This window comes from Hahella ganghwensis DSM 17046, from assembly GCF_000376785.1.
GTDB classification, from domain to species: Bacteria; Pseudomonadota; Gammaproteobacteria; order Pseudomonadales; family Oleiphilaceae; genus Hahella; species Hahella ganghwensis.
In genome coordinates this window covers 22,641-35,593 of record NZ_AQXX01000115.1, presented here as the reverse complement: position 1 = coordinate 35,593, position 12,953 = coordinate 22,641, and the positions used below count along the sequence as shown (strand labels likewise).

The following is a 12,953-nucleotide window of genomic DNA, read 5'->3' as shown; positions in this document are numbered from 1 at the left end:
TTTCGATGCAATATATGTTACTCATTCATCATGACTCGGCCTGGCCAGACAGCTCTGTAGATATGGAGCCTCTTTTTGAGCAACACAGAAAGCTGCAGAAATTGAGCAAGTCCAAAGGGCATTTTGTTGCAGGCGATCGACTTCATGGTATCGAAACCGCCACAACTGTACGCAGGAGAAACGACGAACTGGTTGTCACAGATGGCCCTTTTGCTGAATCCAAGGAAGTGTTTGTGGGCTACTACCTTATGGACTGTGAGAATCTAGATCAGGCACTGGAATATGCCAGAATGATTCCAGTGCCTGAGGGTGGAGGTGTAGAAGTCAGACCGGTGAATTACTCGGTACCCCGTGGTTAGCTCGTTCCTAAACAAGTTAGGGCCTCCTGTGAGGGTCAATCATGCAAGAGGCAATTAAGAAGGCCTATGGCCCGGCGCTGGCCACCCTGATCAGGCTGACCGGCGAATTTGATCTGGCCGAAGATTGCCTACAGGATGCCTGCTTGAAGGCCGTAGAAACCTGGAACGGCCAGGTTCCGGAAAACCCGGTGGCCTGGCTGGTGACCACAGCTCGCAACCGGGCCACAGATATCTTTCGGCGCCGACAATATCACCAAAAATCTGTCCTTCCTTTTCTGGAGCTGGTGGATAGCGACACAGACCTTCCCCTTCAACAGGAGCAGGATATTCTCCGCCAACATCTCCAGAATGACTATCTGTGTCTGATATTTACCTGTTGCCACCCGGCTTTGGCCCTGGAAACCCAGATTGCCCTGACACTGAAAACCGTCGCTGGATTATCGCTGTCAGAGGTGGCACGTTCCCTGGTGATCAGTGAAAAGACCATGGAACAACGATTGCTCAGGGCAAAACACAAGATCACCCAGGCCAGAATTGCCTACCAGATACCAGCACCGCGACATTTGGAGTCACGCCTGGAGGCGGTTCTGAAAGTCATCTATCTGATCTTTAACGAAGGCTATAGCTGCAGCCCGGGAGAGGATCCAATCAGGAAGTCTTTATGTCAGGAAGCAACTTCTCTTGCGGAAACTCTGTTAAAACTGTACCCGGAAAACAGCGAAGTACTGGGACTGGCGGCGCTGCTGAATTTTCAGGACTCGAGGCATAGTGCTCGCCTCTCACCTGAAGGAAACCTTGTCCCTCTTCCGGAGCAGGATCGCAGATTATGGGATCAGGATCAGATCACTCTCGGCCAGGCCCTGCTGGACAAAGCACTCAGATTGCAGTATCCCGGACCTTACCAGGTGCAGGCAGCGATTGCTGCACTGCACTGCACCGCTACGACAAATGAAGAAACTGACTGGCCACAAATCCTGATGCTCTATGACTCACTGGTCAGGTTTGAGGACTCTGCCATTATTCAACTCAACCGCGCTGTGGCCTTGGCCCATGTCTACGGTCCTGATGAGGCCATCACTCTGTTGAACGGGTATGCCCATGACAAGTCCATGCAAGGATACAGCCATTTCTACGTGGTAATAGGGCACCTTTACGAGATGGCCGGCAATCTCACTGAGGCCATTACGAACCTGCAAAAAGCGCATGACTTCAGTAAAACCAGGGAAGAAAAATCCTATCTGCAAAACAAGATCGACAGCCTTCTTCCCGAAATTCAGAAAAAACGTTAGGAGTCTGTAGGGATTCTATCTCCTCATTCGTCTAGGTAAGGCAACAACCAAAAACCATTGAATGAGGCGACGAAATGAAAGCATATCTTGTCTACGGTTCCCCAAACTGCCGTAAGGTTCTGGCCACTATCCAACACCTCCAGTTGGATGTGGAGATTGAGTATCTTGAGTTTGACAAAGGTGATCTGATGACGCCTGAATACACCGCCCTTAACCCAAACCGGAAAGTACCTGTGCTGGTCGATGGGGATTTCAGACTCTGGGAATCGAATGCGATCTGTCAGTATCTGGCCTGCCAATACGGATCCGGAGAGTTATTTTCAGGCTCCCCTCAGGAAAGAGCGAACATCACCCGCTGGCTGTTCTGGGAAATGGCCCATTTTAATCTGGCTTCGGGCACTATCCTCATGGAAACCTTTTTTAAACCTCTATTCATGGGTGCTTCAGGAGACCCGGCCAAAATTGCCGAAGGAAAAGAGAGATTTGCAATTTATGCGCAAATTCTGGACGACCAATTGGCACAGACCCCGTTTGTGGCAGGCGACAAGCTAACCATCGCAGATTTCGCTGTTGCCTCTCAGTCAGACCACTGGGACGCCGGCGATGTCCCCTATCAGCCATACAAAAACATCATTCAATGGCTGGAAAGATTGAACTGTGTTGAGAGCTGGAATTCTACAGCACAGATAAACGAAAAGATGCTTGAGGCCGTGGCCGAGGCTGACTGATATGCAAAAAACAAGCAGTTGCATCAGTCTCAAACCACGTAGGATATCTCTTACATTCCTTTAGGATATGTAGCCTTTTGCCTGACCGGATGAATGACTAATATAAGCAGCGTAGGGATGCAATCAGCGACGTAGGGACACGATGCATGGAAGCGGCAAGGATGATTAACGAGCCTCAGGAATTGGCAAAGGAAGCGCTTATTGCAGCGGGACACAACTCAGGTTGTGTCCCGCACACCTATTTCCTTCATATGATGTTCTCCAACCCCCCTCTGGATACCCCACCACCTGACCAGGATCTTCTCCTCACTCTGACGATCGATATGAGACAGTTCGTTTTGAATTCTCTCGCCCAAATTCGTTAGATCAGCTCCCCCATTTGGGTGGGGCAATCCTCATACAAAACCTTATATAGTGTGTCGAAAACCACTCGGCTGCATCTCCCGTGCCTGAATTAAAGCATTGTGCAGCAGAGATATCCGTCTAATAAAAACAAAAAGACACAGGATTCGCCGCTATGTTTTCGTTTGAAAAAGTCCTGGATCTTGCCAGGAAACACAAGGGTCTTACTTCTGTCTCGGGGCTGGTCATCGTTGCAGGATTGCTGCTCTTTATTTCACATTCCGGAGAAAGCCCGAACTCTGCCCACCAGAATCATGCTTCAGTCCAGGATCATAATAGACCTGCTACCCTGGCTTCCGCCCATAAGGCAGTCAAAGTTGAATCCGCCAATATTCCCGGCCAAAACGCCCCCCAAGATCCGGACTACGTGGATAATCCCTACTTTGAACAGGAAGTCAAAGCACGATTAGCCCAGGTTGCCGATGTCTATGCCGACCAGATTCGATTCCCTACGTTCTCCATGCCCATCACTGACCAGGATGCTTTACAGAAATACCTTCCCAACCAGAGTTTTGCCGCAACACTGCCATTGGATTTCAAAGATGAGAACAGCCCCACCATTTTACTGAAAACCGATAAACGCCAGTATTTCACTGGAGAGACGATTCAGGCAATTGTGACCATCAACGGATTGGCAGATGGCGCCTGGGTTCAAGTGGAAGGCAGGCTGGTCGAAAGCGGCAAAACACTGGTGCAGGCCACTGCAAGCAGGATTGAAGGAGCCGCACCGGGCTATCGGCTTCGTTTTAATCCCAATGAAATTTCCAGAACTCCTGCAAGCACAGAACTACGCGCTGTTGCCAGTCTGACAATTGACGGTCAGGTACACGAAGTGGGCACCCCGGTTACCTACACTGAAGGCATCGCGACACTCACGCATGTTGATGTCGCCCAGGTCAACGGTGAGTATCTGGAAATACCGGTCCATATCGAAACAGACAACCCAGGCTATCATGAGCTCGGAGCGAACCTCTATAGTGCAGATTCAGAACAGCCATTGGTACACTTGACAGCACAGCACGAAGTTCGCAGTAGCCGGGGAATCATACCGTTACGCGCCCATATCAGCGCACTGAAAGAAAAAGGGCACCCTGGCCCCTACAAACTCAAGGACATCATGCTGGCACGCATGCCCGCTCCTCCCACCTACACCACTGAATACGGCCGCTCGTCAAAAGAGTCCTTCGCCATTGCAGCACATGGCTTTGACGAATATGACGACGTGCCCTATGTCGACGAAGAGGCGCAAAAGCGTCTGGAGTTCCTTCGTCAACTGGGTAGCACCCAATAACAACAAATACAGGGACTATCCCAAGGCAAGGCCTGACAACGCAATCGCAGGTCCTGCATTTCCATGAGCAATACCGTCTGTATGCTCTCCGCAACAAAGATAACAATTGGAGAATTAAGGTGAAAAAACTCAAACTGATGTTGGCCGTCGCGCTTATGCTCGTGGCCACCGGCTCCTACGCCCAACTTGCCGGGGAAAATGTGATTCTGATTCAAGGATTCCTTCCCTGGCATATTCCCCTCCCCCCCAGTGATAATGGCCAGTCAGATGGGATTGCCTACTGGGACGGATTCGATTCGGCCATCAAAGACTCTCCCTCAACCAAAATACTTTATTGGCCTTCCAATAAACGGCTACCCGGTGCAGGTGGCATCGCCGAGCTGATTGCAACCCAGCTACAGCCAATTCTGTCTTCAGGACACTGTGACAATGACTGTATTATCATCACCCACTCGACCGGAGATCTGGTGATGCGTTATGTTATCGCCAATAAAATGTCTCTGCTCGGCTCAACCCTGGCCAACAGGTTCAAGGTTGCCGCGGTCATCGACATGGCAGGCGCCGGAGGTGGGACTGAACTGGCCAACTACGGTGTTGATGTGATTAACGGCGTGAACCATGGCGCAGACATTCTCGAGACCTTGCTGGAGTTTCTTGGCTACGACCTGGAAATCGGCATGAACCCGGGTGTCGCCATTGACCTGCAACCCAGTGTCGCGAGAAATACCGCCGTCAACAACATTCCAGCGATTCCCCGCCTGCGGATTGCTGCCACTGGTAATGAGCTCTATGGCTTTGCCACTCATCCTCTGATCAAAGGCTCAGACGATAGTGTTGTACCACTGCACAGTGCCTGTGGCGCAGCTTATGACGGCTCCTTTGACTCCTGCGTTCAGGATCTTCGCATCGATGGCAGAGTCACCAGTGTCAGTAAAGCGCCTTCTCTGAACCAGTTGTATAACTACCACTATCCTCTCATCATGAGTGAGAAAATGGCCCACAATGAAATGCAGGCCAACAAGGACGGCAGAGACATGACTTTCGCCCTGAGCGGCGCTGATCATTACAACAGCAGCCTGGCCAAAACCATTGGTGTGGACGTGGAATATCATACAGTCTACGCCTGGTGGGACTGGTTCCGTGAGTATCGCTATATCACCAACGCCGATGACAAGACCATGGGTCGGGTGATATTGGATTCTTTCGAATAGCCCGCTCAATCAGCCTGACCTACCCGGTCAGGCTGATGCTCCGAGTCCAGACTCTCCTCCTTTTGCAGACAGATCAGGGCCGGAATCAACGCTTCATTCCATACTCGTTGAATTTCTTCTTCGGCAGCGTCTGCATGATGACGTTTTTTCACCCCGTGATCCGCCAGCTCAAGATGAAAAGAAGGCTCAATATCATGGCGCTTAAGGCAGTTGCGAACACAGTGGAGCAGACAACCGTCCAGTGCCAGAATCTTACGCCCCCGCTGTGCGGCACGCACAAGAGGCTGGACATCTCCACCCACCCCCGCGATACAGGACATTTCTGCCAGATGCTCCCGATCAAGTCGCACCGCCAGGGCATTGGCCATCTGCGCAGCACTGGAGCAACCCGAGCACGCGTAGACTAAAGGCAGTTCGGCATAAGAACGCTGCTGTTGGGCGGCGATAAACTCAAGATGACTAATTTTTTCAAACATACAAACCTCCACCTGCTAATTAATTCATCATGCCCCGGTCCCTATCCATAGCGCCCATCGACTCTGGGACGTATCAAAATTCCGGCATATCCGGTCAGAAATACGGTAAAACCACCCATCCAGAAAGCCGCCGATATATATACCCAATGAAGATAAAGACCGGGCAACAACAGCGGCATTAACACCCGAAATATCCCCCCGGCTATTATCAATACCAGCGCCAGTTGGTATTGCGATGGCGGATGAGACAACTGACGCCCGGTATGACCGACGGCCACTCTCCCCATCATGGCGACAGTCATCAACCCAATTCCACCAAGAGCTAAAGCATGAACCGCCAACAATCGGGAAAAGGTGAAAATGTCCACTGTCGCGAACATCAGGAATCCCAGGGTAATGCACCAGAAAGAGATAAACAGACTCCACAGCATGGGATAGCGCCAGATCGCCAGATGATGCCAGCCGATCAGTCGCAAAGCATTGGCAATGAACACGGCAAGCGCCGCCACCTGACTGACCACATGCCCAGGCATAACAAGATCACTGACAAAGAACACCAGCAATCCCGCCAGACTTGTGGCATCAAGCCAACGAGAGTTAGGCAGTTCAACGCCCAAGGCACTGCGCACAAAAAACGGAACCACTCGGCGCCCGATCGTCAGTATTAAAGCGATTACCAGATACAGCGCACCGTATAAACTGACAGTGATCAGGCCTGGCTGATCAGCCAATACCCCGATATAAAACAGCAGATTTCCTGCCGTCAGTAGACCCAGCTTTGCGATGATTCCGAGTTGACGCCATTGACGAACTTTCAGGATCGGGCGGCAAATAGCTCCCATCAGGACCAAGTTAAAGAGTATGTCCGCCACTGCCACTATCTCTACCAAACCGCTGCCTCCCAGAAACAACAGTCTGGCAAGACACCAGAGTCCAAACAGCCCCCCAAGCGGCCATCCCTGGGGTGTCGCTTCTCCAGTCCAATTGCGAACCGCCGTCAGCAGAAAACCGGCAATGACCGCCATGGCGTAGCCGTATATCATTTCATGAGCGTGCCATTGAGGGCTGGCCAGATGCTCAAAACTCAAGTTCAGGTGTCCGGAGAGCAGTATCAGCCAAGCTCCCATTGAAAGGATGGCAACAATGACAGCGCCAAGGAAAAACGGCCGGAAACCAAGGTTCAAAACAGTAGGGTGCCCGGGCATTTTCATGCAGCGCCTCCCTGGCAGGAAAAGAGCGTGATCACCAACAACAGTATCAATACCCAGAACCCGGAAAGTATCTGCCAGAACAATACAGGACTGCGATCGTCACCAAGACGGGGATCATTGCGCAAGAAATCAGGATTAAGGTGAAGAAGGTCCTTCAGAAACTGATCTATTGTGAGGTAACGCTGCTCTGGATCAATCGCAACACCTTTTTCCAGTGCCCGATCAAACCATAGAGGAATCACCGGATTAAACTGGGAGGCAGATCGATACCGCAGACGGTCATAATCAAAAGCAGAACGACACTCGTTAATCTGCTCACCATAAGGTAATTCCCCGGTAAATATTTCATAGGTAATCGTCGCCAGAGAATACAAATCACCCCGTCGTCCGCTGTTGTGTCCAAGCAGATATTGAGGATCCGAGTAACAGGCTGTGCCAAGAGCCCCCTCTTGTTCAAGAGGCCGGAATACCTCTGCCACTCCGGCCACATAGACTGATCCGAAATCCACAAGCTTAATATTGCCTGACGGCATCACCATAATGTTGGCGGGCTTAAGATCCTGATGGACCGTGTCGTGCTCATGCAGCGCCCTCAATCCCTGTGCAATCTGCTTAACCAGTTGAATAGCCAGCTTTGGTTTGGGAAACCTGTGATGATCCATCCAGGTATCCAAAGACTCGCCTTCCACATATTCCATCAGGTAATACAGGGCCGTGCGCTTGGTCGTCTGGGTAACCACTCTGACCACATGCGGGCTGCTGATCCGCTTTCCAATCCACTCCTCCTGGATAAATCGGTCGATGTAATTCATATCCTCCTCGAAATTTCGCGAGGGGGTTTTCATCACCAATTGATCCCCTGAGGACTGATCTTTCACCAAATACAACTGGCTCCGTGAGGACGCAAATAATTCACGGATGACTTCATAGCCATCCAACACCATGCCAGGTTCAAGGTCCGGAGGAAAAGGCAACCGGTTCAATTCACCGCTATAGTCTTCCAATGTAGAATCCGGCAGAGACAACACTCTCACCAGAATCACACTGATATTGTCATCACTACCGGCACGTAATGCCCGATCAACCATCAGATCCGCCAGATCATGAGCGCTGAGTTCATCATTTCTTGCCAGGATCAGAAGGGAGGTCAATTGCTCTGCATTCAGAAAGTCATGAATACCATCCGATGTCAGGAGAAAAATATCATTCTCGATAACTGGCGATTGCCCGTAATCGATCTGAATAACACTGTCCATTCCCAGTGCTCTGGCGAGCATCCGGCGTCCACCACCCAGAGTCGCCACATGATCTTTGGTCAGTTGCTGCAGCTCTCCTTCGCGAAGACGGTAAAGACGACTATCTCCCAAATGGAAGAAATGCGCTGTCCGAGACTTCAGGATCAGACCGGTAAAGGTACATAGATAACCTTTTTCCTGCTGAGTAAATTCGTGGCTACGTTTATAGAGTCTGAGATTAAGGGAGGTCAGGGCTTTTCGGCCCGCATGTTCCACCGACCAGGTGTCTGGCGTAATCAGGTAGTCCCGCTGGAACTCCATTACCGCCTGCCGACTGGCTTCCTGGCCGGCTTCACAGGAGCTGACACCATCCGCCAGCAGAAAAACGGCGCCCTTGGACGCCGTATAGAGTTCACTGTCCAGAGACGTATGGCCCACAGCATCCTCATTGAGTGGTTTAATTCCTGCTGTGGTCAGTTGTCCGATGTCCAACTGCAATGCCATACCTATCTCCTGTTCCAGATCATTCCGAACAAATCATCCTTTTCCTGATCAACAGGTGAACATCAGCTCACGTCGATCATATGTACAGTACCGTCTTCCATTACCTCGGCGATCTGTCCTTTGGGCTCTTCCAGGAACAGACAAGCCAGGAAAATAAATCCGGCAGATCCTGCGATCACCATAAAGAAAGTACTGTAGTCCACAAAAGACAGTACTGTCAGATAGCATACTGCGCCGACATTTCCATAAGCACCAGCCATCCCGGCAATCTGTCCGGTCATGCGTCTTTTCACTAGTGGAACGATCGCAAAAACCGCTCCTTCACCCGCCTGGACAAAGAAAGAACAGGCCATGGTGGCGATAACAGCCAGAGGAATCCACCAGCCACCGTCGATCTGACTGAGGATCAGATAGCCAATGGCAAGGCCACCGACCAGAATCATCATGCTTCTGCGCCGTCCAAACTTATCGCTGAAGAATCCACCGGTTGGACGGGCCACCAGATTCATAAAGGCAAATCCAGAGGCGAGAAGACCCGCCTTTACCGGATCCAGACCATCAAAGGTCTCCAGGAAAAACAGCGGAAGCATGGAAACGACAGCCAGTTCAGAACCAAAGGTAACGAAATAAGCCAGATCCAGGATAGCTACCTGCTTGAACTTGTAATGCTCATATTCAGGCACGCCATCACGCAGATGTTCATAGTTCACTTGCCAGATCTGATGTGCCTGAAAGGCGTATAAAGCAACCAACCCGCCCCACAACGCATAGGTGGTCGTATCTGACAGCAGCCCCAGCCCGGCCGGAGAAAGTTTCCAGGCCAGCACGGCCAAGGCCACATACATGGGAACATTCATTACCAGATAGAAAATCAGGTCTTTCATGCTGGTAACTTCCAGTCCACCAGACTTCTTCGGCTTGAAGTAAGTGGAGGCCTTCGGCGTATTATGGGCATTCTTGTAATATACCAAGCCATAGAGGCCAGCCAGGATACCAGTTAACCCCAGAGCATAGCGCCAGCCATCATCTCCACCAAACATCAAGGCAATCGTCGGCAGCGTCATAGCCCCGGCAGCGGATCCAAAGTTGCCCCAGCCACCATAAATTCCTTCAGCGATCCCTACTTGCTTGGCAGGAAACCACTCTCCCACCATACGTATTCCAATCACGAATCCTGCGCCCACAAAGCCAAGCAGAAAGCGGAATAACGCCAGTGCTTCGTATGTGGTTGCCGTGGCAAACCCAAGACAGATAAAAGAGGATATGACGAGCAATCCAGAGTAGACAATCTTTGGCCCGAACTTATCCACCAGCATTCCAATCAGGATACGGGATGGAATCGTCAGAGCCACATTAAGGATCAACAGGGCTTTTACCTGCTGGTCCGTCAAATCGAAGGCTTCCCGGATAAACGCGAGAAGCGGCGCATGACTAAACCAGACAACAAAAGTCAGGAAGAAAGCAAACCAAGTGATATGCAAGGTTTTGATTTTGGGATCGCTGAACCGGAACAGATTCAGACTGCTGTCGTTCATATAGTTCTCCTGAATACAGGCCCGTGAAATTCAACTGCAATATCCCACTGCAACTACTCTGGAAAATTGATTCGCATCAACTCGTCACATGTTCATTTTTTAACCTCACCTCACTACATACTCCTTTGGAGGAATCGTCGCCAGCCCCGAATCAGCCAAATTACAGGTCGACCTACCACCAAAGAGGTATCTCCACCATCGCAAGAGGTAGCGCCAGGAGCATTGGAGGCATCGGGGTTTGGAATATTAAATTACTGGTTATCCTGAACACATTGAAGGGCTCAGGCTATGATGAAGTGATGACACATAGAGAAAACACCAAGGAAATTCTGTATACCGAAAGACTCGGACAACGGGCGTTGGCCGCTGCCACCCTCGCGTTTGCCGCCAATTTTTCGGTATGGACCCTCTACGCCGTCCTTGGGCTCAACCTTCGGGAAGAATTGCAATTAAGTGCCACCGAATTTGGCCTTCTATTGGCCTCCCCGATGCTTACCGGTGCTCTTCTGCGATTTCCCGCCGGAATTCTCAGTGAACGCTATTCATGCCGCCGTCTATTTCTCTGGCAAATGTTGATTGTATTACCAGTTCTGTTCGCCCTGCCCTGGATGGAGAGCTACCTGGAATACATAGCAGCCGGCTTGCTATTAGGCGTATCAGGAGTGTCATTCACCATCGGCATTCGTTATGTCACTCCCTGGTTTGAGCGCCGCCAACAGGGATTCGCCCTGGGAGTCTTCGGTGCAGGCAATGCCGGTGCCGCCATCACATTGGTTCTGGCTCCCTTAATTATCCAGTACTGGGGTGAAAGCCACGTTGGCCCTCTTTACGGCATCGGCATGCTGGTGATGATTGTCATTTTCATGCTGATCGCTCCCGAAGAAACCCGCTATATGCAGTCGCAAAAAAACCTTACCTTGCAAGAACAGCTGGCACCTCTCAAGCACCTTCAGGTCTGGCGTTTCAGTCTCTATTATTATTTCGTCTTTGGCAGTTTTCTGGCCCTATTGATGTGGCTCCCCCACTACTACGTTGAGGCTTACCAGTTGAGTCAACCACAAGCCATGCTGTTCACTCTGTTGTTTGTCACCACGTCCAGTGTGGTGCGGGCGCTGGGTGGTTGGTTTGCCGACCGGTACGGTGGTAGGGCTGTGAACTGGAGCGTATTCTGGATATGCTTAGTCTGCCTGTTTTTCCTGAGCTACCCCCAAACCAGTATGACCATCCATGGCATCACACATGATGTTAATCTCAGCCTGGGTATCAATCTTTCTCTGTTTACCGTGCTGATCAATATAATTGGCATCGCCCAGGGTTTCGGGCGGGCCTCAGTGTATAAAATCATTCATGACTATTACCCGCATCATATGGGAAGTGCAGGTGGCATAGTTGCCACTCTGGGGGCGGTTGGCGGTTTCACCCTACCCGTTATTTTTGGTATTGCGGTCGATTTCCTGAATATATATTCAGCTTGTTTTATGGTGCTGTACGGAGTACTCGCCGGCTGTATGATCGTGATGCATTTTGCAAACGAAGCCGAACGGCAAAGACGTCGAGTGCAGCAGGCGATTGAGCATAATTTCTTGGAGGAAGACTAAAGGCGTGTCAGCCTCTGGATTAACTTGGCTCCGGCGTCCATATCCCTGGTTTCTCCTACTTTGAATATAGAGGCAATTACCTCCAACCAATGTCCCTTATCCTCAACTTGATGGAAGTTTGCGCCATAATAGGCAGATTCCAATGCCGGGCCTTTAATATTTCCTTCTTGTGCCAACTGGGCAAAAGTTTCTGACAGGGTATCCCTGGTGCATTGTGGATGAAGTGGCTCAGGCACACCATCAAGCGAGCAATACAACTGCAGGCATAGCTGTGCAGCATCGTTATAGGTCATGCCCTCAGGAAATGCTTTCTTAATATAGGACTTCAAATTCATCTGTTATCGAGACCCTAAACTATTTTTTACTCGGGTAATCATACTCCCATTAAGTCAAGAATAAGGTACGGCGCCATCAACACGACAAACGAAACAACCAAACACACGAGCCCCATACCAAACACACGCCAATTTGAATAGAAGTCGTGGCGCTCGGAGTTAATAATGCTCTCTTTGGTCATTTGATATTTAACTGATATCGTTCGAGCGATAACAACATAAGCAATTGTAAAAACACTTCCAGGCATCTCATCTGGAATAAAAGGCATTAATCCAATTAAAAGTGCAATAAAAAGACTTCCAATAACCAGTGTTTTTTGTTTTTCCCTTTCTTTACCCAGTGCAGAAAAGTTTGAAGCTAAAAAATAGATTATCCCAATTGGACCACCAATTGTGCCGCACGCAACCTGGTTAGGAGAATAGAGCTTTTTGATTTCACTTGGTAGGCTCGTATCCAGGTTCGCTTCTGGGGTTTTATACAAGTTAGAGTTCATAGATCTTTTCAACTACCTAAGATAGCTTTGTATTTGATAACTCAATAAGAGAGGCAATTATTATCTTGTTGGTAAATTGAGTAAAGCTGAGTATCTACATCTTCTTACAGGATTTTCCCCGATGTACAAATACAGGGGCTTTGTAATTACTTAATATTGAGAATTGTCAGATCAAAAGCCTTCTACCCATAAAGGGATACCTCTTCTGCCTTCCAGTCTATCCGGCAAGACTTGATAAAGATCAAACCAGCTTCTCCCTACTGTTCTCTACAATGAAAACCATTG

The 12,953-nt window shown here is 50.0% G+C and carries 13 protein-coding genes; 7 read left to right on the top strand and 6 right to left on the bottom strand.

Annotated features, from left to right (window positions below):
• The first annotated feature begins 5 nt into the window (after positions 1–5).
• From F566_RS0114025 to F566_RS0114000, 6 genes are all read left to right on the top strand, one after another.
• Positions 6–359, top strand: a complete 354-nt coding sequence (locus tag F566_RS0114025) for a YciI family protein (RefSeq protein WP_020407629.1) — start codon at positions 6–8, stop codon at positions 357–359.
• A 41-nt stretch (positions 360–400) separates the two neighbouring features.
• Entirely contained in the window at positions 401–1,648 is a 1,248-nt protein-coding gene (locus F566_RS32910; protein WP_020407628.1) for an RNA polymerase sigma factor, read from the top strand.
• A gap of 74 nt (positions 1,649–1,722) precedes the next feature.
• The gene (locus tag F566_RS0114015; RefSeq protein WP_020407627.1) at positions 1,723–2,376 is read left to right on the top strand and encodes a glutathione S-transferase family protein; all 654 of its coding nucleotides are present in this window, start codon (positions 1,723–1,725) and stop codon (positions 2,374–2,376) included.
• A gap of 146 nt (positions 2,377–2,522) precedes the next feature.
• Complete coding sequence (locus F566_RS0114010; protein WP_020407626.1) at positions 2,523–2,741, top strand: hypothetical protein; 219 nt, start codon at positions 2,523–2,525, stop codon at positions 2,739–2,741.
• Between the two features lie 152 nt (positions 2,742–2,893).
• On the top strand, positions 2,894–4,069 hold the full coding sequence (locus F566_RS0114005) for a hypothetical protein (protein WP_020407625.1): 1,176 nt from the start codon (positions 2,894–2,896) through the stop codon (positions 4,067–4,069).
• 119 nt (positions 4,070–4,188) lie between these two features.
• Positions 4,189–5,280 carry a hypothetical protein gene (locus F566_RS0114000; RefSeq protein ID WP_020407624.1) on the top strand — a complete coding sequence of 364 codons (1,092 nt, stop codon included), beginning with the start codon at positions 4,189–4,191 and terminating at the stop codon, positions 5,278–5,280.
• A 5-nt stretch (positions 5,281–5,285) separates the two neighbouring features.
• Here the strand turns inward: F566_RS0114000 and F566_RS32905 are convergent, their stop codons facing one another.
• The 4 genes from F566_RS32905 to F566_RS0113980 form a co-directional block, all read right to left on the bottom strand.
• On the bottom strand, positions 5,286–5,756 hold the full coding sequence (locus F566_RS32905) for a putative zinc-binding protein (RefSeq protein ID WP_020407623.1): 471 nt from the start codon (positions 5,754–5,756) through the stop codon (positions 5,286–5,288).
• A 41-nt stretch (positions 5,757–5,797) separates the two neighbouring features.
• The gene (locus F566_RS0113990; RefSeq protein WP_020407622.1) at positions 5,798–6,967 is read right to left on the bottom strand and encodes an NnrS family protein; all 1,170 of its coding nucleotides are present in this window, start codon (positions 6,965–6,967) and stop codon (positions 5,798–5,800) included.
• Entirely contained in the window at positions 6,964–8,706 is a 1,743-nt protein-coding gene (locus F566_RS0113985) for a bifunctional protein-serine/threonine kinase/phosphatase (RefSeq protein WP_020407621.1), read from the bottom strand. Before F566_RS0113985 ends, F566_RS0113990 begins: the two co-directional genes overlap by 4 nt.
• Positions 8,707–8,768: 62 nt before the next feature.
• Entirely contained in the window at positions 8,769–10,241 is a 1,473-nt protein-coding gene (locus F566_RS0113980; RefSeq protein WP_020407620.1) for a NarK family nitrate/nitrite MFS transporter, read from the bottom strand.
• 299 nt (positions 10,242–10,540) lie between these two features.
• On the opposite strand from F566_RS0113980, the gene F566_RS0113975 reads away from it, so the two are divergent.
• Positions 10,541–11,839, top strand: coding sequence for an MFS transporter (locus F566_RS0113975; protein ID WP_051085333.1), 1,299 nt, complete (start codon positions 10,541–10,543; stop codon positions 11,837–11,839).
• On the opposite strand, the gene F566_RS0113970 is transcribed toward F566_RS0113975, so the two are convergent.
• Together F566_RS0113970 and F566_RS0113965 are read right to left on the bottom strand one after the other, a co-directional pair.
• Positions 11,836–12,174, bottom strand: coding sequence for a hypothetical protein (locus F566_RS0113970; protein ID WP_020407618.1), 339 nt, complete (start codon positions 12,172–12,174; stop codon positions 11,836–11,838). The genes F566_RS0113975 and F566_RS0113970 overlap by 4 nt on opposite strands.
• Positions 12,175–12,212: 38 nt before the next feature.
• Complete coding sequence (locus F566_RS0113965; protein ID WP_211210669.1) at positions 12,213–12,656, bottom strand: G protein-coupled receptor family protein; 444 nt, start codon at positions 12,654–12,656, stop codon at positions 12,213–12,215.
• Between the last annotated feature and the right edge of the window lie 297 nt (positions 12,657–12,953).

What these genes read in the sequence shown, in the direction of transcription:
- F566_RS0113990 (WP_020407622.1), bottom strand. Translation starts at nt 6,967, where the DNA reads ATGAAAATGCCCGGGCACCCTACTGTTTTGAACCTTGGTTTCCGGCCG.
- F566_RS0113985 (WP_020407621.1), bottom strand. Translation starts at nt 8,706, where the DNA reads ATGGCATTGCAGTTGGACATCGGACAACTGACCACAGCAGGAATTAAA.
- F566_RS0114005 (WP_020407625.1), top strand. Translation starts at nt 2,894, where the DNA reads ATGTTTTCGTTTGAAAAAGTCCTGGATCTTGCCAGGAAACACAAGGGT.
- F566_RS0114010 (WP_020407626.1), top strand. Translation starts at nt 2,523, where the DNA reads ATGGAAGCGGCAAGGATGATTAACGAGCCTCAGGAATTGGCAAAGGAA.
- F566_RS0113970 (WP_020407618.1), bottom strand. Translation starts at nt 12,174, where the DNA reads ATGAATTTGAAGTCCTATATTAAGAAAGCATTTCCTGAGGGCATGACC.
- F566_RS32905 (WP_020407623.1), bottom strand. Translation starts at nt 5,756, where the DNA reads ATGTTTGAAAAAATTAGTCATCTTGAGTTTATCGCCGCCCAACAGCAG.
- F566_RS0114025 (WP_020407629.1), top strand. Translation starts at nt 6, where the DNA reads ATGCAATATATGTTACTCATTCATCATGACTCGGCCTGGCCAGACAGC.
- F566_RS0113980 (WP_020407620.1), bottom strand. Translation starts at nt 10,241, where the DNA reads ATGAACGACAGCAGTCTGAATCTGTTCCGGTTCAGCGATCCCAAAATC.
- F566_RS0114015 (WP_020407627.1), top strand. Translation starts at nt 1,723, where the DNA reads ATGAAAGCATATCTTGTCTACGGTTCCCCAAACTGCCGTAAGGTTCTG.
- F566_RS32910 (WP_020407628.1), top strand. Translation starts at nt 401, where the DNA reads ATGCAAGAGGCAATTAAGAAGGCCTATGGCCCGGCGCTGGCCACCCTG.
- F566_RS0113975 (WP_051085333.1), top strand. Translation starts at nt 10,541, where the DNA reads ATGACACATAGAGAAAACACCAAGGAAATTCTGTATACCGAAAGACTC.